We start from the raw sequence: 24,261 nt of genomic DNA, 5'->3' as shown, positions 1-24,261 counted from the left end.
CGCTCGATGGCCGCTCGAACCTGCAATCTCACGGCGTGGCCAGCCCGGTCAGGAGTGCCGTCCACGACGTTGGGCCACCCTGGGTCGCCGTGCCACCGAGGAGCTCCAACATCCCCGGCGACTCCTGCCCCGCAGGGATCGGCACTGCGGCTGCAGTCGCGGGGAGGGATCCGTCGAAGACCAGGCCACACCCGAACGGGGTCGCCGATCGACGTCCCGGGTCGTTGGGGCATGGCGTGTTGCGGGCCCCACGGACCGCGGATTCACTGTCGGCCGGGGCCTGGCAGTGAAGGGCTGCCGCCTCGACGTCAGTCAGGTCGGACGGGTCGCGACGCTCGGACACCGGGACGTATCCCTCAAGGCAGGGCGGCGGGTCACCCAGGTTCGTCTTGAGATCGAGTTTCGCCTCTCCGGCGTTGGCATGAGGCAGGAGGACCGCCTGCAGCCGAGCCTGAAGCGCCGGGTACACGATGATCGTCTGCCGCAAGTAGTCCTCGTAGACGTTCACGACCTCAGAGATGGACTGCGTGCCTTCAAGCGTTGCCGGGACCGACGTCTCCAGTGCGTCGACCAATGCCCCGGTCTCTCGCAGGGCGAGAGGTGCGCGGTCGAGCAGAGCCTCGAGATCCGGGTCGCTGGCTGCGAGCTGGGTCGTGACCCCTGCGACCGACTTCAGCGCTGAAGCGGTCGACTCCGCCAGTGCGAGCTGCGACTGGATGACCGGATCGAGGTTCCTGATCAACCCCGTGGTCTGCAGGACTCGCGCCTGTGCCGCATCCAGGACCTCTCGTGAGTCTTCGATGATCTGCGAGAAGTCCTCACCTGAACCACCGATCGCGACCTCCAGTTGATCGAGGAGGTTGGCAGTCTCCTCCAGCGGGACGGACTCGACCAGTGCATCGGCGCTCTCCAGCACCGGGGTGATCTGCAGGAGACCATCGGTCTGCGACGCCGGGATCGTGTCTCCACCTGCGAGGTAAGGGCCGTCATCGTTCTCGGGTAGGAGGTCGATGAACTGTTCGCCGATCGCCGAGGTGCTCTTGATCTGGGCCCTCGTGGCCTCAGGGACCCTGATGCCCTTCTCGAGGTACACCTTGACGAGCACGCCGTCATCGCGAAAGTCGAGGGAGTCGACCTGTCCGACCTTGACACCTCGGTAGGAGACGAGGGCGCGGGGGTACAGCCCGCTGACGTCGTCGAATTCGATATCGATCGAGGTGTGGGTGACGCCGGTCGAGCGAGGGGTGTCACCGTAGACGAGGGTAACGAAGACCAGGGCAGAACCACCGAGGAGCGCAAAGATGATCAGCTGGGCCTTGATGCGTCGGGTCAACATCAGCACATCCCCAACAGTTGGGAGAGCAGGTTGCACGGGGCCTGGGTCGGTGGCGAGGTCGTGCTCGGGCTGGGTTCCGGGGCGGCGCTCTGCGGCGGTGCTGGCGCACCGGGGGTGGTGAGCCGTTGCAGCAGGCCATCGAGGGCCTGGGCAACCTCGGCATCGGGTGAGGCGGACGCGGGGTTGATGTCCGAAGGCGGATTCAGCGTCGGGCCGAAGAAGGCCGAGGCGAGCGCCGGGATCGAGGCATCCAACGTGATGAACAAGTTGGCGTAGTCACCCTTCAGAGCGTTCTGCGTGGTGGAAACCGGGAACGGAACGGTCAGCAGAAGGTCGAGAGAGCGAGGAAGAGCGTTCCCCGACGCCTGCAAATCGGCCAGGAGTGGCTCGAGCGCTCCGAGATTGGCGAGGAGCGCTTCTTGGCTGGTGTTGATGAGTTGGTTGGTCACCGAGCTGAACTGTCCCAGCGCGGTGGCCGCTGAGACGAGGTCGGTCCTCTGGTTCTCAAGCGCTTGCAGTCCCGGAGATATCGAGCCGATGGCTGCGGTGACGGTGTCCCTCTGTTCGGCTACTTGGCCGGCCAGCGAGTTCAGTGATTCCAGCGTCGCCACGATCTCGCCTCGGCGGTTGTCGAGGGTGGTCGTCAGGTCGTTGAGGCGGGTGACAGCGTCCCGTGCCTGCGGCACCCGATCGGCGAGAGTGGTGTTGAGCTCGGTCGTGATCGTGGACAGTTGCGACAGCCCTCCGTTGTTCAGGAGAAGCGAGACCGCAGCCAAGATGTCTTCCGTTGCCGGGTACAGGCCGGTCACCTCTTGGTCCACGGTTGCGCCGTCGGCGAGAGTTCCGACTGGTTCAGTCGGGTCGACGACGTCGACGAACTGAGCTCCAAGCAACGTCTTCTGGCCGACCGTAAAGCTGACGTTCTCGGGCAGCTTGACGTCGTCGAGCAGCCTCATCGTGACCACGGCATCCCAGCCTTCAACCTCGATCGCGGTGACCGTACCGATCACCACGTCGTCGCGTTGCACGGCGGAGTTCGGCACCAGGTTGTCGACGGAGGCGAAGGACGCATTGACCGTGTAGCCGTCGTCGCCGAGCGCGACCTGTCCCGGCAATGCCATCTCGTTCGGGTGAGCCAAGCAGCCTCCCGTCAACATGATGGCGACGACAGCCACGAGCGAGGTGGGCATTCTCATGGCGTGCCTCCGCTCGTGAGCCGCGCGAGCGGGGAAAGCAGTTGCAGGAGGGGGCTGGCGGGCTGCTGAAGCTGCTCGGTGGTGGGGATGGGCGCCGACGGAGCAGAGTCGGGGCTTGCCTCGGTCAGCTCGGCGGTCCCCGGCGAGAGCGGCAACGGTTCCAGTCCCAGGAGATCGAACAGTGGTGTCAGTGACTGCCGGCATGCTTCGGCGTTCGGGCCGACCGAGAGGAGTAGACCGCAGAGGAGCTCTCCGGTGCTGTTCAGGTTCGCAAGCTGGGCGCGACCGGTCACGGCAGAGTTCTCAACCGTGCCGTAGAAGTTCTCCACGGCGGCCGGGGCAAGATGGAGGAGCTGCGCCAAGTCGTTTGACTGGTTCGCCACCGTCTCGACCACAGGCAGAAGTTGGTCGAAGGTCTCGGCAACGGTGGTGCGGTTCTGCTCGACGAACTGTCCCACATCGGCGAGCGCCACCTGCAGTGTGCTGATGGCAGTTCCGATCTGTTCGGAGCTCCCGTCGAGGGTGCCGGCAAAGGTGTCCAGCTCCTGGGTCGCGCTTCGCAGCGCGGCGTCGTTGACCACGAGGTTCTCCGTGAAGGTGTTGAGCTGGTCAATGGTGCTGAAGATGTCTCCGCTGTCATCCGACAGGTCCGTGGCTGCCGAGCGCAGCGACGACAGGGAGGTCGCGAGCCTCTCGGCTGTTCCCTCCGCGAGGTTTCCGTCGAGCGCCGTGATCACATCGGACAACGGGGCACCCCCGACGTCGTTCGCGGTCAGCGCCGTGGAGAGGTCGGTGAGTTCCTGCTTGACCTCGTCGAACGAAATGGGCACGGCAGTTCGCGCGACGGGGATCTCGTCGCCGTCGGAGAGCGTGTCGCCACCGTTGTACACGGGGGCGAGCTGAATGAAGCGGCCGTTGACCAAGTTCGGCGCGATGATCGCCGCCTGCGCGTCGGCCGGGATGGGTTGGTCGTCGATGGAGAAGGTCACCTTGACGACATCGCCTTGCGGTTCGACCTTCGTGACGGTGCCGACCTTCACACCCAAGACCCTCACTTCGTCCTTGGGGTAGAGGCCCACGGCGGATGAGAAGTACGCGGTCACTGCCGTTTCATTCCCGCGGACGCCGAGGAAAAGGGCAACGGCGACTGTCACGACGACCCCGAAGGCAGTCCACTGACGAAGACTCACTGCGGAAGTCCTTCCAAGATGTCGGACAGAACCGGGACCAGGGTGGCCGGTTCGGTCAGGTTGGCGACGTAGGCGTCGAAGAACGGGCCGGACGAGAGCGCCTCACCGAAGACCATCGCGTAGGCCGCGACGCCGGACAGGACACCTTCGAGGTTCTCGCGGTTCTCGTTCAGCAGGTCCAAGACCCCGTTGACCTGGTCAAGGGTGGGCTGCAGGATCTCCGCGTTGTCCGCCACAAGGGCAGACAATTGAGTCGCCACAAGTTCGACGTTCTCGACAAGTTGGACGACGAGGTCGCGTCTGGCGCTGAGTTGACCCAACAACTGGTCACCCGACCGCAGAAGCGTGGAGATCTCGGCGTCCCGGTCGGCGAGCACCCCGGAGACTTCCCGGGCGCGACCCACGAGGTTGGTGAGTTCGGCGTCGTTCGCCGCGAGGACGTCCGCCAACTGGGTGACGCCGTCCACCGTCGCGCGCAGGTCTTCCGGCGAATCCTCGAAGACTTCCGCTGCCGTGCTGACGGCGTCGCTCAGCTGGCTGACATCGATGTCGTCGATCTCCGTCGTGAGTTGCGACAGGGCCTGCGTGATGTCGTAGGGGGAGCTCGTCCGTTCGATCCCGATGGCATCACCGCGAGCCAGGTTGCCGTCTCCTGCTGGCCTGATCTCGAGGGCAGCCTGTCCGAGGAGCGTGGTGGTCACGACGCGGGCCTCGCTGGAGCTGCCGATCGTGAGGTCGAGTTCGTCCACACGGAAGGTGACCTTGACATGTTGGTCGACGATCTCGACCTTCCGGACCTCGCCGACCGTGGCCCCGGACACCAGGACGTCGTCGCCCGGTCGCAGGGTGCCGATCTCGGAGAAATCCGCGCTGACGACTCGGTCGCTCGCAATGAACGGGAGTTGGTCGAATCTGTAGGCGACGATCATCACCACTACCAACGTGACGGTCCCGATCACGCCGACCGTCGCTGGGGACACTCGCCGCTTCGTGTGGTGATGGGTCACGGTTCACACCTCTCCACACCCGAGTTGAAGTACGGGGTCACGATGGCGGCGCTCGGATCGTTCTCCGGGGTGAGCCTGACTCGGATGCCGCAGAGGAAGAAGTTGAAGAAGTCGCCGTAGGAACCGGTCCGGTTCACCTGCTGGTAGTGACCGGGCAGCGTTTCGAGGGTGGTATCGAGGAAGTCCCTGTTCTCGTTGAGGGTGGTGGTGACGCCTCGGAGGTTGGACAGGACTCCCGTGAAGTCCGGCCGAGCCTCGGCCAGCAGCGCCGCGGCGTCCGCCGACAGACTGTTGATCTGGCCTGCCGCATCGAGAACAGCCGTCGCATCGTCGTCCAGGCCGTCGGTAAACCGGCTGAGCTGGACGATCACGCCTTCGAGGGCGTCATCCTCCCCCCCGATTGATGCCAGGGCAGTGTCGAGGTTCTGGATGACTTGTCCGACCAGTTCGTCCCTCTCGCCCAAGGTTGATGTCAGTGACCCGACGGTGGCGAGCAGACTGGAGATTTCCGCGGACTGCCCTTGCAGGACCAGAATGAGATCTTCGGAGAGTTGGTTGACCTGCTGCGGGTTCAGGCCGACGAAGAGCGGCTTGAACCCATTGAGGAGCGTGTCCAGGTCGAGGGCCGCAGAGGTACGGTTCGCCCCAATGGTGGCCCCGGTCGTCAGCGCTTGACCGCCCGGCTGGCCTTCGCCGAGCTGCAGGTACCGGTCGCCGATGAGGTTCTTGTACCGAACCACGGCCGTGCTCTGATCGGTGAGCTCGACCCTGCGATTGAGGTCGAACGTGACTGTCACCATCGCGTCGGCACCCACGTCGATCTCGGACACCTTGCCGACGACGACACTCGCGATCCGGACGTCGCTGCCGACCTCGAGCCCGGAGATGTTCTCGAACTCCGCTCGGAACGGTCGGGCGTCGCCCGATCGGTCGTTCGCGGTGATCACGTACAGGTAGGACGTCAGGAAGCCGGCGACCACGAGGAAGACCACCAGTTTGGCCAGGTCGCCTCGCGTCCCCTGCTTGATCCCGAGGGCATTCATCAGCGCCGTCATCGCAACCCCAGAAGGCCTGCGAACGTGCCAAAGAAGGTGGTGGCCAGCTCGCCGCCAGGTCCCTTGACGTCGCCAGCATCGTGGGGGTCACCCGTTCCGAAGTCGAACCCTTCGGACTCCGAATCTGCTTGAGAGATGGACGGCAGACCGAAACAGTTCGGTCCGAGATCGGGCCCGATCCTGTACAGGTTGTCCTCGACGGTGAAGCCCCGGTCGCTGGGCTGCAGACGCATGTACACATTGATGCCCGGCTTCACGCCGCCAATGGCCTGCGCAGCAAGTTCTGCGTTGGTGGCGGTGCCCTCGAAGATGCACCTGAGGTTGGAGGAGTACGTCTGGAGCATTCCGGTCGGAGACTCCAAGAGGTCGAGCACGCTGGTGACCCGCGGACTGTTGGTGGCTACGAACGGCTCGGCGGTGGCGGTGAAGGCTGATACGTCGGTCAGCACTTGGTCGAGCTGACTCTCCCGCTCGACGAGGGTGTCGGATGTGGTGGTGAGTTGCGCCAGCGTTGTCAACAGGTCTGGGGCAGCCTGGTCGTACACATCGATCACCGATTGGGCACGGTCGAGGTCTTTGTCCAGCACTCCGAGGGTCGTGTTGAGCTCGCCGAGGTAGGTGTCGAGGTCGCCGACAAGGGCGTTGAGCGTGTTGCCTTGTCCTTCCAGGAGGTTGGCGGTGGCGGTGATGGCGTCGTCCACGCGGTTCGCGCCCGCCGCTGACAGGACTCCGGCGAGATCGGTGAAGACGTCGTTCACCTCGACGGTCACGGCGTCGGTCCGAAGTTGATCGCCTTCGGGCAGTGGTTCGCCCGCCGTCAAGTCGTCGGTGCTGAGTTGCACATACTTCGCCCCGAATGCAGTCGGAGGAACGATCTGGACTGTCAGGTCCGACGTCATCAGGTCGACCTTGTCGCTGTAGACGTCGAGGTTGATCGTGGCTCCGTCGGCGGCCGGCTCGACCGACGAGACGTTGCCGACCTGCACACCACGCAGTTTCACGGCCGCGCCGCTGGTGAGTGTCAGCCCGGCACGATCGCTCGCCACCGTGAACGGCTGGGTCGACGTGAATTTGCCTTGGTAGGACATGACTGTGGCCACCGCGATGAGCACGACGATGCCGATGAACGCGCCACCGGAGATGAGTTTCTTGGTCTGTTCCATGGGTCCCTCAGCCTGCGATGTAGACCGTCGGCACGCCCCAGAAGGCGATACCGAAGACCAGATCGATGGACATGACAGTGATCAGGGAGGTCCGCACCGCGCGGCCCACCGACCGTCCAACGCCGGCGGGCCCACCACTGGCGGTGTAGCCGTAGTAGCAGCAGACGCACATGATGACGACGGCCGTCAGCAGCACCTTCACCCCGGCCAGTGCCACATCGCCGGGCACCAGGAAGGTGTCGAAGTAGTGCTGATAGGTACCCGTGGCCTGGCCGAACGCCACGGTCACCATCACCTGTGTTGCCAGGAACATCGTGATGAGACCGATCGCGAACAGGGGCACCACGGCCACCATCCCGGCCACGATGCGCGTCGTCACCAGGTACGGGATCGACGGGACCGCCATGACGTCCAGGGCATCGATCTCTTCGCTGACCCGCATGGCCCCGAGTTGTGCGGTGAAGCCGGCACCCACCGTGGCCGTCAGCGCGATGCAGGCCATGATCGGCGCAGCTTCGCGAGTGTTGAAGTAGGCAGAGAAGAACCCGGACAACGCGCCGACGCCGATGTTGCCGAAGGTGGTGAATGCTTCGAGGCCGACTTGGATCCCGATAGCCAGGGACAAGAAGAACACCACGAAGACCGTTCCGCCGATGGCCGCCATTGCCCCGGACCCCATGCTGACTTCAGCAATCAGGCGTCGGATCTCCTTGGGGTACTTGCGGATCGTCAGCGGAATCCATGCAATGGCCCGCGCGTAGAACATCAACTGGGTGCCGAGGTCGCCCACCGACCGGATGGGTGCCGTTGCAGCCCCGGCGACCGTGTTGCGGATCTGCGAACTGCTCTCCGATGCCACGTCAGGCCCCCTTCAGCTGCAGGAAGATCGTGGTGATGACGGTGTTGGCCGCGAACAGCATCAGGAACGCGAGCACGACCGTCTGGTTGACCGCATCTCCGACGCCCTTCGGTCCACCCTTGGCGTTCAGTCCCAAGTAGCAACCGGCCAGACCTGCGAGCAATCCGAAGATCGCCGCCTTCAGGCTCGATGCCCAGAAGTCGGGAGTTCCGACGAGCAACGTGAGTCCGTCGATGAACAGCCCGGGCGTGGCTCCTTGGAGGACCACGGAGAAGTAGTAAGCACCCGCGAGCCCGACGATGGAGACCATTCCGTTGAGCGCCACGGCGATGAAGGTCGAGGCGATGACGCGCGGCACCACGAGGCGGTGGATTGGGTCGATGCCGAGGGTTTCCATGGCGTCGATCTCGTCGCGAATCTTGCGTGCGCCGAGATCGGCACATACGGCAGTGGCACCGGCACCTGCCACGACCAAGACACTCACGATCGGACCGATCTCCCGGATGACGGCGACGGCCGCTCCCGCGCCGGCCAGGTCCACCGCGCCGATCTGGATCAGCAGCTGGTTGACCTGGAAGACGATGATCATGCACAGAGGAATCGACACCATGATTGCCGGCATGATCGACACCGACGAGATGAACCAGGCCTGCTGCACAATCTCGTCGACCACCGGGCGCCGGGTGAACATGGTGCGGAAGGTCTTGCCGCAGAAGTTGTAGAAGTTGCCGACGAGACCGAAACCGCTCAGGACCTTCGCGAACGGGTTGAACGTCAGAGCCTCACGCTCGATCTCTGCCCGGGTGGGAGGCGTCGGCTCGTTCGGAGTGTCGCCCTCGGGTCGGGACGACCCCTGCACGGTCGTCATCAGACGACACCGGTGGTCTGGGGCGTGACTGCTGACTCGGCTTTCGGTGTCTGCACGACGAACAGGGGAAGCCTCAGGGCTGCGGGAGCGGACGGAGGAACGACCTCATGCTCGGGGCGCACGGCAGCGAGGCGTTCGTATGATTCGCCGAGCAAAGGCCGAGCATCCTCCTGCCCCTTGTTGGGCCAGAGCGACATCGCTCGCTCGGCCTGTGCCGTGATCGTCAGGCTCGGGTTCACACCGAGGTTCGCGGAGATCGCTGCTCCGTCCACGACGTGGAGCCCCGGGTGCCCGTACAGGCGGTGATAGGGATCGATGACCCCGTTCTGCGCCGAGTCGCCGATGGGGCAACCGCCAAGGAAGTGGGCGGTCATGGGGATGTTGAAGACCTCGCCGATGGTGCTGTACGACCCTCCGTCGATCTTCTCGGCCATGGACCGCACGATGTCGTTCCCGGCGGGGATCCAGGTCGGGTTCGGCTGCCCGTGCCCCTGCCGGGAGGTGAGGCGGATCTTCCGTCCGCGCTTCTTCGGGTACACCGTGATGGAGTTGTCATGGGTCTGCATGACCAACGCGATGATGGTGCGCTGCGGCCACGTACCGAGGCCGAGGAGCGTGGAAGCGAACCGTCCAGGGTGGCGGATGACTTGACCGATCCACCGGAGCCACCGGGGGGTCCGACCGCCGCCATCGGTCATCAGGGTGAGGAGGGTTCCCATCATCCCGGACCCGATGCCGTACCGGACGGGCTCCACGTGGGTGTTCTCGTCAGGATGGATCGACGAGGTGATCGCGACGCCGTGGTGGAAGTCATACTTCTTGCGGTTGCTGACCTTCGTGCTCGCGGCACAGAGAGCTTCGGAGTTGGTGCGAGTGAGGTAGCCGAGACGATCCGAGATCCGGGGAAGATCACCGGACCGGCGCATCCCGTGGAGGAGTTCCTGGGTGCCCCAGGTCCCCGCCGCGAGCACCACATGCTCGGCCGTGAGTGTCGCCTGTCGCCGCGCAGACCGCCCGGATCGATGAGTGACGACCTCATACCCACCCTCGGCTCGGGGGCGCAGGGCCGAGACTGTCGTCCGCTCGATGACTGTCGCACCAGCGCGCTCCGCCAGGTGGAGATAGTTCTTCACGAGAGTGTTCTTGGCGTTGTGACGGCACCCCGTCATGCACTCGCCGCATTCGATACAGCCACGGCGCTCAGGGCCAGCTCCACCGAAGTAGGGGTCAGGGATCACCTCGCCGGGCTGCCGTTGCCCGGCGGCGCCGAAACAGACACCGATCGGCGTCTGCTGGTAGGTGTGACCGACGCCCATGTCGTCCGCCACCTCCTTCAGCACGACATCCGAGGGGGTCACCGAGGGGTTCTCGACGACGCCGAGCATGCGCTTGGCTTGGTCGTAGAACGGAGTGAGCTCGTCCTTCCAGTCCGTGATGTGCGCCCACTGCGGGTCGCGAAAGAAGGCACTGGACTTGGGTTCGTAGAGAGTGTTGGCGTAGACCAGCGACCCGCCTCCGACTCCGGCGCCGGCGAGGACCACGACGTCCTTTAAGAGCCGGATGCGCTGGATCCCGAAACAACCGAGTCGGGGGGCGAAGAGAAACTTCCGGGCGTCCCATGACGTCTTTGCGAACTCGTCGTCCTCGAAGCGTCGGCCGGCTTCGATCACGCCAACCCGGTAGCCCTTCTCGGTCAGCCGAAGAGCGGCGACCGAGCCACCGAACCCGGAGCCGACGACGATCACATCGAAGTCCAGCACGTTCTCTGGGGCTGTCTCGATGGTCAACGGAACTCCTCGGGCTTCGGCGAACCCGATGAATGTGTCGGGCGTCACGTGCGTGAGGGAACAGTTCAACCCGCGCGGGACCGGTGCGTCTTGGCCGATTCCGACAAGTTCCCGGACCTCGGTTGTCGGATCCAACAATCCCGGACTTTCACCCGCATTTCCCGGGACCCCAAGGAACTCATGTTTGTCATTTTTGACAAATGAACCGTGTGACTCTGGTCAATCGCGACGAGAATTGTCGAAGGAAAGCCGACAGGGTGATGGCAGTCACACGCTGGGGTGTCCTGAAGAGAGCGCCTCTACAGCGAAATGACCTTGGACATTGGCACAAACATCGAAGGATGACACATGACGAACCTTGCCGGCCTGCTTGAAGACAGCGCCTGGTCCTTCCCCGATCGTGAGGCGATCATCCTGGGGGATGCGCGCCTGACCTACGGCCAGGTGAACGCGGCCGCGAGCCAAGTCGCCCACCTCCTGACCTCCCGAGGCGTCCAGCCCGGCGACAAGGTCGCACTCAGTTGTCCCAACCTCCCGTACTTCTCCATGGTCTACTACGGGATTCTCAAGGCGGGCGGAGTCGTCGTCCCCCTGAACGTCCTGCTCAAGGGTCGCGAGGTCGCCTACCACCTCGCCGACTCCGAGGCGAAGGCCTACTTCGCCTTCGAGGGAACGGCCGACCTCCCCATCGGCGCTGAGGCCTTCGCAGGTTTCGAGGGGGCGCCTGGCTGCACCGACTTCTTCGTCATCACCGCGGACCCGGCGGCGGAGTCGCCGATCGCGGGTGCCTCCACCTTGGGTCAGGGCATGGCCGGCCAGGCTCCGAAGTTCGATTCGGTCAAGGTCGATGACGACGACACGGCCGTCATCCTCTACACGTCAGGAACCACGGGTCAGCCGAAGGGCGCAGAACTGCGGCACCGAAACATGCGCGACAACGCACTGGCTGGCCAGGACCTGTTCGGCGCTGATGCGGTCAACCCGGACACGTATCTCTGCGTGCTTCCACTGTTCCATTCCTTCGGCCAGACGGTCATACAGAACGGTGCCTTCGCATTCGGCGGCACCATCGTGATGCTTCCTCGGTTCGAACCGGCGGCAGCACTCGGTTTGATGCTCCGCGAGTCCGTCACCTTCTTCGGCGGTGTGCCGACGATGTACTGGAGCCTGATCGGCGCCTTGGACGAGTCCACCGACGTCGATCGACTCGCCGAGAACCTCCGCGTGGCCGTGGCTGGCGGAGCAGCTCTTCCGATCGAAGTTCACCGTCAGTTCCAGGAGCGTTTCGGGGTCACGGTGCTCGAGGGGTACGGGTTGTCCGAGACGTCGCCCGTCGCGAGCTTCTCCCGACTCGGATCTGAGGTCCGGGTCGGATCGATCGGCACGCCGATCCCCGGGGTGGAGATGACGCTCATCGATCCGAGCAGCTGGGATGAGCTGAAGGCGGGCGACGACGTGATCGGCGAGATCGCGATCCGCGGACACAACGTCATGAAGGGGTACTACAACCGCCCCGAGGCCACCTGGGAGTCCATCAGCCCCGAGGGCTGGTTCCGCACCGGAGACCTCGCACGCAGGGATGCCGACGGATGGTTCTTCATCGTCGACAGGTCCAAGGACATGATCATCCGCGGCGGTTTCAACGTGTACCCCCGCGAGATCGAGGAGTTGCTCATCACCCACCCGGCCGTGTCGCTCGCGGCCGTCATTGGCGTGCCGCACGAGTCGCACGGCGAGGAGATCAAGGCTTACGTGATCCCCGAGTCCGGGTCCACCGTCACGCCCGATGAGCTCATCCAGTGGAGCAAGCGACAGATCGCCGCTTACAAATACCCTCGCCTGGTCGAGGTCGTGGAAGCACTCCCCATGACCGCCACTGGAAAAATTCTCAAGAGGGAGCTGCGATGACCGAGAGCGATGGAAATCGGCGGGGCGCTTGAGCGAGGGGGGAGCAGGCAGATGACCGACCAGAAGACCGACGGCCTGGCGCGGTGGTTGAGCGTTTTCATCGCCCGCGAATCGGAGCCAGACGCGCTCAAGCGATGGGTCGAGGACACTACTACCGCCATCCTCGGAGAGGTGCCGGAGATTGCCGACGCCGATGGAATCGGGACTGGTATCCGAGACACGGTCGCCGAACATTGGGAGTCCTTCCTCCGACAGCTCTCCGAGCCGACCTTCTCGTTCCACCTCGTCGATCGAGCGAAACTCCTTGCCGTCGAGGTCGCGAACTCCAGGCTGACCGTCGAGACGTTGATCCGCTTCTACCGGGTGGCTCAGCAGACGACGTGGGCGTACATCTCGCGCGAGGTCGAGGAGCTCCCCGACGATGATTTCGATCACGGCGAAGTGCTGATCTACTTCTGGGACCGAGCGAGCCAATGGATTGACCAGTCGATCACTGCCTCGATCCAGACCTTCCACGAGGAGCGCGGCCGCGCGCAAGCCGGCGTGGCCGCGCAACGATACGAGACTGTGCTCGAGGTGCTCAACGGCCAGCACGACGACCCGCGCCGGATCTCCACGGCACTCGGCGGCTACCCAATGTCCGTCATCCACAGTGCGTTAGTCCTGACGTGCGACGAGCACGACGGGGTCAGTGGCCTCGAGCAGCTTGCGCAGGACCTCGCTCGCAGCCTCGGCGTGACGCAGCCCCTACTGGTTCGACCCAGCGGCCGTCGACTTTGGGTGTGGATCGGGACGCGTACCGAGCCTGAGCTGGGCGCGCTCGTCGAGGAGTTCAATCGTCAGGCCGCCTCCGGCACGCGGGCGGGCATCGGGTCCGGATGGTCGGGCATCCCGGGCTTCATCGCCACTTTCAAAGAAGCGGAAGGAGCCCTGAGGCTTGCCGCCTCCGGCTCGATTCCGGCGGTGTGCCAGTACGGAGAGGTTGAGCTTCTCGTGCTCCTCGGTTGCACCCCGCAGGTCGATCGATTCGTCAGCCGCACCCTCGGAGGGCTCGCCGCTTCCGACGAGGCCACCGCTCGCCGGCGGGAGACGATCTCGGCCTACCTGGAAGCCGGCGGCAACGTCGACGATGCAGCCCTCGCTCTCCAAGTGCACCGAAACACCGTGCGCTACCGAATCGCGCAGGCGGAGAAGGCGCTGGACATGAACATCAGTCGGCTGAGTCCATCGATGACTGTCGCGCTCCAGCATCTTGACGTATTCCATGCTGGCGGATCGCTCGAGCTGGTCACTGATCTGGGGCAGTGAAGCCGGTCAGGCTGGCAGCGTCTGCTTGTCCCCGACGCCGCCCTCGACCCGAGCCTGCGCGAACTCCACAGCCTCGTCCCAGGATCCTCGGCCGACGATGCGGCGGCGCAGCTTCATGATGTCGCCGCCCCGGTCGATCGTCAGTGCCCCGACTACACAGTCGTCTCGGCGGTAGAGGATCACGCTCCCGGGCCCGCCCGGGCCGATGACCACCTCCTCGGCACTCAGAGCAGTGCCGACGAACTGCAGCCGATGCCCGTACCAATCCGACCAGAAGTAGGGGATGCCGCTGACTTTCTCGGGATCGCCCTGTCGTCGGATGGCGTTTCGTCCAGCGACCGCGCCTTGCTCGGCGGCATTGGTCCAATGCTCAACCCGCAGAAGGTCGCCTCCGAACACCCCATAGGGGACGTGCGCGACGTCGCCGGCGGCCCAGATTCCCGGGACGCTCGTCGCAAGATCCTCACCGCAGACGATCCCACCATCGGACTCCAGCGCGACGTCAGAACTCTCGAGCCAATGGGTCGAAGGACTGGCTCCGATACCCACCACCGCGAGGTCCGCCGCGATCTCGGACCCGTCAGTCAGGCATACGCCCGTCAGTCGTCCACCGCGCGAGGCGAACCCTGCGACACCGACCTCTGTGCGGAGCTCGACGCCCGCGGCCCGGTGCAGGTCTACGCACATCTCCCCAGCTCGTCTCCCGACAGACCGGGTCAGCGGGACGGACTCGGTGTCGATGATCGTGACGTGGAGGCCCCGCTGCAGCGCGGCGGACGCCACCTCAGATCCCACAAAGCCGGCGCCAACGATCACGACACGTGCCCCTTCATCGAGATGACGACGCACTTCTGCGGCATCGCGATCCGTTCTCAGTCCCACCACTCCGGTCACGGAGTCCTGTCCGGCGACCTTCCGGGCGTTGGAGCCAGTGGCCACCAAGAGACTGTCGTAGGAAAGTCGTCGGCCATCACTCAGCTGGACAGAGCGGCCGGCTGTGTCGACTCCTTCGACCCGGGTACCGAGCACCACGTCTGCCTGGAGTTCCTCACGCAGCTGAACCGCTGACCGGAAGGGAGTGACCTGGTTCAGAGGCCCCTCGGCCAGGAACGACTTCGAGAGAGGGGGGCGGTCGTACGGCGGGTTGTCTTCGGCGCCGACGAGAGTGAGCGAGCCTCGCCATCCGGTGCCGCGCGCAGCCTCGATGGCGCGGAGGCCGGCCAACCCTCCCCCCACCACCACGAGGTGACGGTCATCGTCGAAGTCAGTCACGGTCAATCCTCAAGTCGCAGAGCGAGGACCGGGCACGCTTGGATGGCCGAATGGACGTGGGCTCGATCCGACTCGGGCACCTCCCCATCGAGCACCTTCAGAACGTCGTCATCGCCAACCTCGAAGTAGTCGTTCGCCATCGCTTCGCACATGCCGAGGCCCTCGCACTTGTCGCGATCGACGTGGATAGTGGGCATCAGCTCCCCACCGCCTGCCGCGGATCGATCGGCGTAAAGTCAACCTTCTCGCGCACTCCGCAGTCCGGACAGCACCAGTCGTCGGGGATGTCTGCCCACGCCGTGCCCGCAGCGAAGCCTTCAAGCTCATTGCCCTCGACCACCTGATACGTGTGACCGCATCCAGGGCACCGTGCGGCGAGAACTTCGTCGGCGAAGTCCTGCACGGTGGCGTCCTCAAGGATCTTCGCCTCCCGATCAAGAAGCGCCTCTGGGATCGGGAACTTCCGCAGCAACTTCTCTTCCTTGCCCGGCTGGACGTTCGCGAGCCGAATGTCGCCGTCGTAGTGGTCGATCACGCGCTGGTCCATCAGCCTGCGGAACAGCGGCGGGAAGAGCGCGACCACGATCATGCCCGTGTAGCCCGTAGGAAGCACCGGAGCATCCTTGAAGTCACGGAGGGCCTGGTACCGCCGGGTGGGATTCGCATGGTGGTCGCTGTGACGCTGCAGGTGGTAAAGCAGCACATTGGTGGCGATGTTGTTGGAGTTCCACGAGTGCGCCGGGGTGACACGTTCGAAGCGGTACTTGTCTCCCTTGCCGACCTTCTGCCGAAGCATTCCGTAGTGCTCCATGTAGTTCACGATCTCCAGGAGGGAGAACCCGACAACCGCCTGAATCAGCAGATACGGCAGGACCGACAGTGGTGACACGCCAGCTGCGAAGAAAAGCACGGCCAGCAGACCGCCCCACAGCGCCACCGACATCAGCCAAGCGTTGAGGACGTCGTTCCGAAGGTGGAAGGGGTGCGTGTCCTTGCGGCGGTAACGCTTGGACTCCACCTCCCACGCGCTCTTGAGCGAACCAAAGACCGTGCGGGGCCAGAAGCGATAGAGGCTCTCGCCGAGGCGCGCACTGGCGGGATCCTCGGGGGTGGCGACACGCACATGGTGTCCACGGTTGTGCTCGATGTAGAAGTGTCCGTAGAACGTCTGGGCCAAGGCGATCTTGGACAGCCAGCGCTCGTTCGCCTCTCGCTTGTGGCCAAGCTCGTGCGCGGTGTTTATGGCTACTCCGCCCACTACACCGATCGACACGGCAAGCCCGATCTTCCCGCCGACCGACAGTTCCGCGGTGGCGAGATACCACATGGCCAGGATGAATCCGACGTACTGGACCGGGAGGTACACGTAGGTCACCCACCGGTAGTACCGATCGTTCTCCAGCGCCTCGATGATGTCGTCAGGCGGGTTGGTGTCGTCGTAACCTGCGGCGAGATCGACCAGCGGGATCAGCCCGAGGAACACGACGGGCGTCATCCAGAGCCAGAGCTCAAAGCCCGAGGCGTTCTCCAGCGCCAGACCCGTCAGCGGCAGCATGGGGACAACGAGCCCGAGGACCCAGAGATACCGCTTCTTGTCACGCCACACTGGGGCGGATCCTTCTGAGCTCGTTCCGGGATCACTGAACGTGGTCATTCGCGCCTCCTGAAGTTTCGTGCGACCTCGACGTCGCGTCCAGACTTCACGGTGACAGCCGTCACAGCCTCGAATCTCGGCGCACGGCACAACTTTCGGGCGCGGAGTTGGCCCCTCCCACAAGTGCGCTCCGTCAATCGCGGCGACCGATTTCGGCGCCGCTCGGAGGCTTGTCGGACTGAACAACGCAACTCACCGACCGGACCTTCTCGACCTGACCGGCGGGACGGAGGGACTGGTGCACGGATAGGTGTCACCGGAATTGCCCACGGTGGGTCCCAATCCCACCGCCACCGCTCGGCAGCGGGGCGTGCTCGCTCAGGTCCGGGACGGGCCAGTGCGGCTTCTGAGGTGCTGGGTGGCGCAACTCTGAGGCCGCCACAGATTGGTGAACGGAGGCGCCGGGTCGGTGGCATGCGATTGAGCCGATATAGGAGGTAGACGCATCTCGCGTCAGTCACCTGGACGGAGCACAACTCATGTTCGACATCACCAACCCCAACGCCGGCCTCGATCCGGAGCGAACCGCGACCATCACCGTCAGCGCCGAGCAGCTCGGCGCCGCCGTTGACCTGCTTGGAACCCTCAATCGCCTCACGAACGGGTCCGACGCCCTGCGCATGATCGCCCGCGAACTGCACTGGTACGCAGTCCGCCGCCGCCGCCCACTCGGGACCACGACAGGGCCCGGGCCGCTACCGAACCCACTCGAGGGGCACGAAGCGCCGGGCGAAGCCCCGATCCTCGGATCGCGGGCCGGAACCGCGGCCCCGACCTTCACCGTATATCTGCTGGGTGACGACGAGGCGGTCCTTCTTGTGGCGACCGGCACCGACGACATGATGCCGATCCGGGACGACCCGCCCCCACCCATCAGCGGCGCGGATAGCGCTTCCGTAGGGGGAGTCGCGTCGTCGTGTCGGCTGGGTCATGGTGTGTGCCTGGCCCAGCCGCTACGACGTCGGCCGCCTCGATGGCGTGTGCCCTGGCTGAACAGGTCTGAGTGCGGGCCTTCTGCGACCAGTTGAATCTGCCAAACGCGAAACGTGTTTCGGGGCGTTAGAAGCCCTGCGCGAGGCCATCCGGCCTCTTCGTCAGCACGCTGACAAGCAGCAGGAGGACTCCCATGAACCACCACCTTGATCCCGACCAGGTTCGAACGCTCGCCGGATACCGCGAGCAACAGGCCCGCCGGGACATCGACCGTCAGTTCGCCGCCGACGAGGAAGCCTCAGCCGTCGTCGAGGACTTGGACGTGACGGCAAATGTGTGGCGTGCGCTGGCCCGCAGGGCCGCCGCCGACCTTGGCCGCAAGGTACGGACGGGATTCAGCGCAGACCGGGAGGAGGTCTGGGCCCAGCTCGTCACCCCACCTCGCACGATGCCCGCGTCGCGGCTTCACCGGTGCGGGTGGATCGTCCACACCAACCACCGGCTCGCCGGCTCGGTCGAGCCAGAAGACTCGTGGACCGGCGACGACGCCTCCTGACGCGATGACTTAGTCCTGACCCCCAAGGGCAGAGGCGGGCCCGGCACTCCGGGGCGCCCCAGAGGCCGAATGTGGACCGGCTGAGCGGCACCGATTCATTTGCCGCCCGGCCTGCCGATAACAGAGGTAAGCAGCGTGGAGGCACCAAGCCCTCACGTGCCGAACCGGTCACCAGAAACGGCGACCAGGAAGGAGCCCACGATGGCTCACAACAAGCAACGCCAGTTCCACCTCAAGGAGCTGTCCCTACTCGATCTCCTGGGGACGGTGCCCACGGAGTTCGAGGTCGACCTCGGAGAGCTTGCCCGCGAGGCCCTCCGCCGCGAGGTCCTCGAAGCCGGTCACGAGGAGGGGACCTTCACCATCGGAACACCGGTGGACGTCGACGGCGACAACCCCTTTCCCCTCGACGTCCCTGTCGAGTTCGCCGACGCCACCGTCGTCTCCCGGGTCGAGATCCCGTTCAGGGAGATGGCCACCTACGGATATCTCCTGCAGAGGTTCCAGGACGAAGCCGTGCTGGTGATGTCCGTGCTCCTCGAGGACGAGGGCCAGTTCGCTATCCCCAAGATGTCGCCGGGAGGCAAGACTCGCCTGTTCATCTACAACGAGTCGCACGAAGTCGTATGGGCCTCAGACCTCATCGGAGCGACCACCTACGAGGTGACTCTCGCGGTACTCGCCGAGAAGCGCGCGCGGTACCTCCGCGCGCTCGACGACTGACCTGCGAAGCGAGGCGGCGGGCTGACCTTTGGGTCGGTGCGCCGCCTCGACCGGTCTGGACCTGAGGGATCACTTCTGGCGGGGGAAAGATGGTCCGTCGACGTGGTGGGCAATCAGTGGCCCGACTGCTACCTGGTGAGATCGCCCGCCGGTAGGTCGCGGACTAGTTCTGATGGGTCGACGTTGAGGGCGGATGCGATCCGAAGTATCGCTGTAAGTCCGGGTTCGCGGTTTCCGTTCTCGATGTGTGAGAGAAAGCCCGGAGTGAAACCACCCAACCCGCAAAGTTGGGTCATCGACAATCCGCGATCCGCGCGTGCCGCCCGGACGCGGCGTCCGAACTCGGCCGCTGCAACAGGTGACTTCGCTCGCTGCTTCTGCGGGATCTCGTTGCTTGACACATGCGCTACTTCATCACATCGCGTGCAGATCTCGAACGTCTTGGCTGGCTTCTAGTCGAGTTGATGTGTCAGGGCTTAGATGTACTGTTGTTGTCAACAGACAACAACAGGAGTTTCGATGTCCACCATGTCCCGGCCATTCCACGAGTGGCGAACCGTCATCCCGGAGAGCCTGGGGCGGTGGGAGAAGCGTCGCGGGTTCCTTGCGATGCAGGCGGCCACCCACGAGCCGCTCTCGGTCGCTCCGTTGCTCGCTCTGGAGGTTGCGATCTTCACGGCCACGAGATCGGACGGCGGCGGCTTTGAGGCCTCGTGTGAGTCCTTCCCGACCACACGGCGGACCGCGGCGACTGCTGAGGAGGCCGTTGTCGCTCTGTTCGAAGAGTTGCGGGCACGACTGGATGACGCAGCGGCTCTGAGGGCTGCCACCCTCGCGCCAGCGGAGCGCCAGGCGAAGTCCTACGAGGCAGCGATGGCCGCGTGGACGCTGCACGCTCAGGGCCTTTGCGAGGGAATCGACGACATGGACTGGAGAGAGATCGCCCCGCCGGCGTGGATCATCGACCTTCAGCCGGTGGACGCATGACCAGCAATGCCGAGTTCGCGGCCCGAAATGGCGCCGCTGACGACGGGATCACCCGTCCCATCGTCGGAGTCGGCGGACCGATTGGGCCGCGATCGGGTGAGCCACTGTTTCAGACCTGGTGGGCGCCGGAGGAACGCGCGTGGGTGACGACCGCTGGTGGTGACTACGACGACGTCGTGGGTGAGGTGATGGGGAGGTCGGCTGCAGATTCGATCGCGACCGCTGTCGACCGGGTGAGCAGGTCGAGCCAAGGCCACTTCGCAGATGACAATGCGCCGGACGCACCAACCGGAACCATCGACCTGCTCGCGGGGGTGCCGGTGATGCTTCGTCAGCAGCCACCGGCCGGTTCGTGGTCGGCCACTGTCGGACCGTGGTCCTCCTCAGGCCCATCGGCCGACGAAGCCGTGCAGCGCCTCGCCCAGCAACTGTCGATCCTGGACGGCAGCGAGTACCTCAATCTCGGCGACTTCCGCGACGGAGGAGAGCCCTCGACGGGGTCCTCCCCGGATGGTGCAGACGACGAGGCCCCGGAGTGACGTCCTCGCCCGAGTCCGGTGACACCTACCGGTTCACGGTCGAGGTAGACGGAGCAATGGCCGACCTAGTGATGAGCCTTTCGCACGACACGCGAAGGATCAGGCTTGCGGAGTTCACTGACCTCGACGTCGGCGAGCTGCTGGCACTGGTGGGTTCCGGTCCGCTGCTGGTCGAAGGAGGTCCGGCCGGCGACGGCCGGATTGTCGAGATCCTCACGAGCCTGAACGACGTCGAACACCTGACACGTGCGGCACGAGCACGCCTGCGGGATCTGATCGAGACAGAACTGGCCCGGCTGCCGCATCGGAGCCTGCACGATGTGGCAGTTCTGCACGAGCATGTGTGGGCGGGCGTGGACCTGCTTGGACCAGTCCCCGAGGCCGAGCAGCCCACGGCCCGGATGACCACCGGCTCCAACGAACCAACGAGTGACGTGGAGAAACCGGAGGACCACCGGTGAGCGCCAGGAACAGCGAGAGTAGCGGCACGTCCGGTAGACACACCCTCTGTCCTCGCACACCACTGGCACGGGCAGCGAAGAGGGCGTTCCCGTCGGCGAGCTTGGTGTCCGCCACCGAACTGGCCGCGCTGTCGCCAGAAGATGTCGCCGAGCGAGCAGAGGCCGGACCAGTGCTGGTTCTCTCGGAGCCTGGTGCTGCTGACCCGTATGCGGAGGTCCTGATCAGCCCGAACCACGCCGGACGCGTTGCCGCGCGTCTGCGTGAACACCTCACAGACGAGCTGCAGGGTGAACTCAACGACCTCGCAAGCCGGACCCTGTGGGAACTCGCGATCATCGACGCGCACTTGGTCGCCGCGGCTGAAGCGATCACCGCAAACGCACAGCAGCGCTTGCTCAACCGCATCAAACGCCTGGCGACAGATGCAACCGCCGGCCGTCCGGCTCCTGTCCCTCCAGTTGGTGGAGCTCGGCCTGATCAAGGGGAGGCGCCCAATGAGTGACCACGCAACCGGCCCGTCCGAGACGGACTCGCCGTTGGATGAGTGGGCAGTCGTCAGCGCGACGGACGCCGCGAGCATGACGGTGGAGCAGCTCTTCGACCGCACCGCTGGCGCCGATGCCGAGATCCACCTCGATTCAGGGTCGCGGTTGATGCTGCGTGAGCGCACGTACCGACGGGTGAGGACGCACTTCCTCCACGAAGCCACCACCGCAGTCGACCGCCTCGCCGAATGTTTGGGCGGGATGGACGTCGTCGAACTGGACCGCGTGATGACCGCGATAGCCGCGGTCGGCAGGAACGGTGGCGCGAGACCGACCGACCCCGACAACGGCAGTCCGGACACACCCTCGAATGGCGAACCGGTCGAAGCACAAGACGCGGCCCACGGGACCAGTGAATCGGCGGAGCCGTCTCCCGCAGGGGAGGAGGAGCCACAGTGAACCTTGACCGGCTCCGCATCGAGATGACCGGCACCTACCTCGTCACCACCCAAACCGCCGCCTACCTAATCGAGAACCCCGGCAACCAGGCCGCCGCCATCACCCGCTACCCGATCACCGACGGCTCGGCGCCCGCTGACCTTGAGGTGGCGGACCTGAGGCGAGATGCGGAACCCATGACGTTGCTGGCCATCCACTCCTGCACGATCGGCGAGCCCGCGCTGCTGATCATTCATCTCGGGGGTGAACACTCCGACGTCCCCGAGACGGTCAGGTTCACCACCACCGTCGCGAGCATCGAGAAGCTGGCGGACGACACCGGCCCGACGGACGGCGTGGGTCCGACGGAGAAGCGCGGCCCGGCTGTTGGCGGGCGTGACCCTCAGGACGGCCCACCGTGACGGGCGCTTCTGAGGCCAAGCACCCGTCAATGATCGCTCCGACTCGAGTCCTTGCGTGCGGAGACTGGCACGGTGAGGTCGACGCAGTCGTGGCCGCGATGCGAGCCGCACAGAACCATGGGTGTGAGGTGGTCGTGCAACTCGGCGACCTGGGCATTCTGTGGCCGGGAGAGAAGCCGACCCTGTTCGACCGGCCACTGATGCAGGCGGTGAGCGACGCTGGCGTCACCTTCGTCTTCATCGACGGCAATCACGACAATCACGCGGCCCTGAACGCGTACGACCGCGACAGACACGGGTGGGCCGAAGTCCTCACCGGGATCTGGTGGGCACCAAGAGGCCACCGGTGGACGTGGAGCGGCGTGACCTTCGGGGCCCTTGGTGGCGCTTTCTCCGTCGACCGCACCTATCGCATCGAGGGCGTCGACGTCTGGTGCGATCTCGAGGAGCCCACTCGTGCGGACGTGCAGCGGCTCGGCCCTGCGGGCCTCGACGTCCTGCTGACCCATGACGTGCCGGCCGGGGTGCCGGTCGTCGGCGACTACCCGCTCGACAACACCACAACAATGCTGGCCCAAGTCAGTCGAGACCTCCTGGGCGAAGCAGTGGCCGCGGCCAAGCCGAGGCGGGTGTTCTCCGGCCACTGGCACCAGAGGCTCTCCCACCTACACAACCACTCGGACGGGACCACGACGGTCGTTGATGTCTTGGATCGAGACCGCCGTTCCGGCAACGCGGTCGTACTGGCTCTGCCGGGCCTGACTGTTGCCGATGCTGTCCTCTCGTCACGGCGCCGGCCGGGATGGACGTGAACGGTGTGAGGAACCCCAGGCGGGAACAGTGTGGGGAGCGCGCCGCTCGTGTCCACATCTGTAGACACCGATGCCCTCCAGCAGAAAGCCCCTCACACCGTTCTTCCCTTCGCCGAGCCCGAGGGGACCGGGGACGGAGATCACCGGGTGTTCCGGGGTGTCCGGGTGGCCGGGGCCCGGTGGGGGTGTGGGCGGCGGAGCACGCCCCACCCCGGACGGGACCCCGGCTGGGGACGACCGTGTGAAGAAGGAGGAGCATGTTTGGTCTGCGGGATGTGCCTGAGCGCTACGGGCTGACCCTGCAGGAGGTCGCTGCGGCTGCAGGAGTGACGATCGACGAACTCGCCCTCATCTCGACCGATGGGCCATGTGCGCCGGGTGCCCGCGAAAGAGTCTGGGAAGCGGTCCGAGCTCTGGCGCGGCCGCGGGACGGCCTCAACAAGCAACTGCGCAAGGACTTGCTTTCGGTCTTCGCGCGGTTCGGTGCGACCGATGTTCGGATCGTCGGTTCGGTGGCCCGGGGGACCGACAAGCCCGGCAGCGACCTTGATCTGCTTGCTCGGTTCCCGCCAGATTTCAGCCTGTTCACGCTGTACGAACTGCAGGATCAGCTCGAGATGGTCGCCGGGATCCGGGTCGACATCATCAGTGATGACCTGCGCAACGCCGGGCCAATCCTGGCCGCGATGCGCGCTGACGCTGTCCCGCTCGAGCCCGTTGAGACGCCTCAGTCGCCTAGCGCGGTTGCGGCAGCGACGGCAGAGCGTTTGCGCCGCGCCCACGAACGGCTGGCCAGGTTGGAGGAACTGAGGTCGATGCGGGCGCTGTCGGATGGGGGAGTCCCGCCGGAACAGATCGCCGCAACCGTGGGCACGACCGTGGCTCGAGTTCGGGCGAAGCTCAGGGTTGTCGAACGGCGAGGCACCGGTCCGTGGCCGGAAGAATTGATCCTGCGGGCCGCGATCGATGGATCGAGCCGCACGGATCTGGTCGCGGCCCTCTCGCGGATGTCGTACACCTTCGGCGAGCACGCCCCGTACCCGCACGAAGGCTCCACGTCCGGCACCTGGGACGAGATCACCTCCGGATACGTGGGCGGATGGCTCAGCAAGGCCGAGTTTCACGAGATCCTGGCGGCAGTCCGTCCGCCACGCCTTGGGTGACAACGCACGAACCCGAACCCCCGCACGGTTCCCTCCTTTGTGGGGCGGGGTACCCGGGAACGCCGGGTCACCGGGTGCACCCGGGGTGCCGGGTGACAGGGAGGGGCACAGATCGCCCGGAGCCCGGGCGTCGGCTTC

At 65.2% G+C, this 24,261-nt stretch carries 26 protein-coding genes; 13 read left to right on the top strand and 13 right to left on the bottom strand.

The window, feature by feature from the left end; all coding sequences use genetic code 11:
* Positions 1–28 precede the first annotated feature (28 nt).
* From HMPREF0063_RS12810 to HMPREF0063_RS12770, 9 genes are all read right to left on the bottom strand, one after another.
* The gene (locus HMPREF0063_RS12810; RefSeq protein ID WP_156794129.1) at positions 29–1,372 is read right to left on the bottom strand and encodes an MCE family protein; all 1,344 of its coding nucleotides are present in this window, start codon (positions 1,370–1,372) and stop codon (positions 29–31) included.
* Positions 1,336–2,532 carry an MCE family protein gene (locus HMPREF0063_RS12805; RefSeq protein ID WP_007079114.1) on the bottom strand — a complete coding sequence of 399 codons (1,197 nt, stop codon included), beginning with the start codon at positions 2,530–2,532 and terminating at the stop codon, positions 1,336–1,338. Before HMPREF0063_RS12805 ends, HMPREF0063_RS12810 begins: the two co-directional genes overlap by 37 nt.
* Positions 2,529–3,686, bottom strand: coding sequence for an MCE family protein (locus HMPREF0063_RS12800; protein WP_245527767.1), 1,158 nt, complete (start codon positions 3,684–3,686; stop codon positions 2,529–2,531). Before HMPREF0063_RS12800 ends, HMPREF0063_RS12805 begins: the two co-directional genes overlap by 4 nt.
* Positions 3,687–3,718: 32 nt before the next feature.
* Complete coding sequence (locus tag HMPREF0063_RS12795) at positions 3,719–4,681, bottom strand: MCE family protein (RefSeq protein WP_007079112.1); 963 nt, start codon at positions 4,679–4,681, stop codon at positions 3,719–3,721.
* Between the two features lie 44 nt (positions 4,682–4,725).
* Positions 4,726–5,784 (bottom strand): MCE family protein, encoded by a 1,059-nt coding sequence (locus HMPREF0063_RS12790; protein WP_007079111.1) that lies wholly within the window; start codon positions 5,782–5,784, stop codon positions 4,726–4,728.
* Positions 5,781–6,947 carry an MCE family protein gene (locus tag HMPREF0063_RS12785; protein WP_007079110.1) on the bottom strand — a complete coding sequence of 389 codons (1,167 nt, stop codon included), beginning with the start codon at positions 6,945–6,947 and terminating at the stop codon, positions 5,781–5,783. The genes HMPREF0063_RS12790 and HMPREF0063_RS12785 overlap by 4 nt, the downstream gene beginning before the upstream one ends.
* 7 nt (positions 6,948–6,954) lie before the next feature.
* Positions 6,955–7,806, bottom strand: a complete 852-nt coding sequence (locus HMPREF0063_RS12780; protein ID WP_007079109.1) for an MlaE family ABC transporter permease — start codon at positions 7,804–7,806, stop codon at positions 6,955–6,957.
* Between the two features lies 1 nt (position 7,807).
* Positions 7,808–8,497 (bottom strand): ABC transporter permease, encoded by a 690-nt coding sequence (locus HMPREF0063_RS12775; protein ID WP_156794128.1) that lies wholly within the window; start codon positions 8,495–8,497, stop codon positions 7,808–7,810.
* A gap of 176 nt (positions 8,498–8,673) precedes the next feature.
* Positions 8,674–10,461, bottom strand: a complete 1,788-nt coding sequence (locus tag HMPREF0063_RS12770) for an FAD-dependent oxidoreductase (protein WP_211208734.1) — start codon at positions 10,459–10,461, stop codon at positions 8,674–8,676.
* A 348-nt stretch (positions 10,462–10,809) separates the two neighbouring features.
* Here HMPREF0063_RS12770 and HMPREF0063_RS12765 point away from each other — a divergent pair, with 348 nt between their 5' ends.
* Together HMPREF0063_RS12765 and HMPREF0063_RS17120 are read left to right on the top strand one after the other, a co-directional pair.
* A complete protein-coding gene (locus HMPREF0063_RS12765; RefSeq protein WP_007079106.1) occupies positions 10,810–12,369 on the top strand; it encodes a long-chain-fatty-acid--CoA ligase in 1,560 nt (519 codons plus the stop codon).
* Positions 12,370–12,420: 51 nt separating this feature from the next.
* Positions 12,421–13,677 (top strand): PucR family transcriptional regulator, encoded by a 1,257-nt coding sequence (locus HMPREF0063_RS17120; protein ID WP_169309987.1) that lies wholly within the window; start codon positions 12,421–12,423, stop codon positions 13,675–13,677.
* A 6-nt stretch (positions 13,678–13,683) separates the two neighbouring features.
* On the opposite strand, the gene HMPREF0063_RS12755 is transcribed toward HMPREF0063_RS17120, so the two are convergent.
* From HMPREF0063_RS12755 to HMPREF0063_RS17365, 3 genes are read right to left on the bottom strand one after another with little or no spacing between them, the layout of a single operon-like run.
* Complete coding sequence (locus HMPREF0063_RS12755; protein WP_007079104.1) at positions 13,684–14,949, bottom strand: NAD(P)/FAD-dependent oxidoreductase; 1,266 nt, start codon at positions 14,947–14,949, stop codon at positions 13,684–13,686.
* A gap of 2 nt (positions 14,950–14,951) precedes the next feature.
* Positions 14,952–15,089 carry a ferredoxin gene (locus HMPREF0063_RS12750; RefSeq protein WP_245527766.1) on the bottom strand — a complete coding sequence of 46 codons (138 nt, stop codon included), beginning with the start codon at positions 15,087–15,089 and terminating at the stop codon, positions 14,952–14,954.
* Positions 15,090–15,145: 56 nt separating this feature from the next.
* The gene (locus HMPREF0063_RS17365) at positions 15,146–16,555 is read right to left on the bottom strand and encodes a fatty acid desaturase (RefSeq protein WP_007079102.1); all 1,410 of its coding nucleotides are present in this window, start codon (positions 16,553–16,555) and stop codon (positions 15,146–15,148) included.
* A gap of 527 nt (positions 16,556–17,082) precedes the next feature.
* On the opposite strand from HMPREF0063_RS17365, the gene HMPREF0063_RS16655 reads away from it, so the two are divergent.
* The 3 genes from HMPREF0063_RS16655 to HMPREF0063_RS12735 all read left to right on the top strand — a co-directional run bounded on the left by HMPREF0063_RS16655 (position 17,083) and on the right by HMPREF0063_RS12735 (position 18,815).
* On the top strand, positions 17,083–17,631 hold the full coding sequence (locus HMPREF0063_RS16655) for a hypothetical protein (protein ID WP_007079101.1): 549 nt from the start codon (positions 17,083–17,085) through the stop codon (positions 17,629–17,631).
* 98 nt (positions 17,632–17,729) lie between these two features.
* The gene (locus HMPREF0063_RS12740; protein ID WP_007079100.1) at positions 17,730–18,092 is read left to right on the top strand and encodes a hypothetical protein; all 363 of its coding nucleotides are present in this window, start codon (positions 17,730–17,732) and stop codon (positions 18,090–18,092) included.
* 201 nt (positions 18,093–18,293) lie between these two features.
* Positions 18,294–18,815: a hypothetical protein gene (locus HMPREF0063_RS12735; RefSeq protein WP_007079099.1), complete on the top strand. Its 522-nt coding sequence runs from the start codon at positions 18,294–18,296 to the stop codon at positions 18,813–18,815.
* Between the two features lie 128 nt (positions 18,816–18,943).
* Here the strand turns inward: HMPREF0063_RS12735 and HMPREF0063_RS17360 are convergent, their stop codons facing one another.
* Complete coding sequence (locus HMPREF0063_RS17360; RefSeq protein WP_425358310.1) at positions 18,944–19,111, bottom strand: helix-turn-helix domain-containing protein; 168 nt, start codon at positions 19,109–19,111, stop codon at positions 18,944–18,946.
* A 223-nt stretch (positions 19,112–19,334) separates the two neighbouring features.
* Between HMPREF0063_RS17360 and HMPREF0063_RS12730 the strand changes: the two genes are divergently transcribed.
* The 8 genes from HMPREF0063_RS12730 to HMPREF0063_RS15910 all read left to right on the top strand — a co-directional run bounded on the left by HMPREF0063_RS12730 (position 19,335) and on the right by HMPREF0063_RS15910 (position 24,123).
* Positions 19,335–19,802 carry a hypothetical protein gene (locus HMPREF0063_RS12730; RefSeq protein ID WP_007079098.1) on the top strand — a complete coding sequence of 156 codons (468 nt, stop codon included), beginning with the start codon at positions 19,335–19,337 and terminating at the stop codon, positions 19,800–19,802.
* Positions 19,799–20,341 (top strand): hypothetical protein, encoded by a 543-nt coding sequence (locus tag HMPREF0063_RS12725; RefSeq protein ID WP_007079097.1) that lies wholly within the window; start codon positions 19,799–19,801, stop codon positions 20,339–20,341. The genes HMPREF0063_RS12730 and HMPREF0063_RS12725 overlap by 4 nt, the downstream gene beginning before the upstream one ends.
* Positions 20,338–20,802: a hypothetical protein gene (locus tag HMPREF0063_RS12720; RefSeq protein WP_007079096.1), complete on the top strand. Its 465-nt coding sequence runs from the start codon at positions 20,338–20,340 to the stop codon at positions 20,800–20,802. Before HMPREF0063_RS12725 ends, HMPREF0063_RS12720 begins: the two co-directional genes overlap by 4 nt.
* Before the next feature lie 104 nt (positions 20,803–20,906).
* Entirely contained in the window at positions 20,907–21,305 is a 399-nt protein-coding gene (locus HMPREF0063_RS16650; protein WP_156794127.1) for a hypothetical protein, read from the top strand.
* Positions 21,298–21,747 (top strand): hypothetical protein, encoded by a 450-nt coding sequence (locus HMPREF0063_RS12715; RefSeq protein ID WP_156794126.1) that lies wholly within the window; start codon positions 21,298–21,300, stop codon positions 21,745–21,747. The genes HMPREF0063_RS16650 and HMPREF0063_RS12715 overlap by 8 nt, the downstream gene beginning before the upstream one ends.
* A 23-nt stretch (positions 21,748–21,770) precedes the next feature.
* Positions 21,771–22,148: a hypothetical protein gene (locus HMPREF0063_RS12710; protein WP_156794125.1), complete on the top strand. Its 378-nt coding sequence runs from the start codon at positions 21,771–21,773 to the stop codon at positions 22,146–22,148.
* A 29-nt stretch (positions 22,149–22,177) separates the two neighbouring features.
* Complete coding sequence (locus tag HMPREF0063_RS12705) at positions 22,178–22,960, top strand: metallophosphoesterase family protein (protein WP_007079093.1); 783 nt, start codon at positions 22,178–22,180, stop codon at positions 22,958–22,960.
* A 257-nt stretch (positions 22,961–23,217) separates the two neighbouring features.
* Positions 23,218–24,123 carry a nucleotidyltransferase family protein gene (locus HMPREF0063_RS15910; RefSeq protein ID WP_007079092.1) on the top strand — a complete coding sequence of 302 codons (906 nt, stop codon included), beginning with the start codon at positions 23,218–23,220 and terminating at the stop codon, positions 24,121–24,123.
* Positions 24,124–24,261: the final 138 nt, after the last annotated feature.

Source organism: Aeromicrobium marinum DSM 15272 (assembly GCF_000160775.2).
GTDB lineage: Bacteria > Actinomycetota > Actinomycetes > Propionibacteriales > Nocardioidaceae > Aeromicrobium > Aeromicrobium marinum.
The sequence above is the reverse complement of the archived record's forward strand: the minus strand, read 5'-3'. Positions and strand labels throughout refer to the sequence as shown.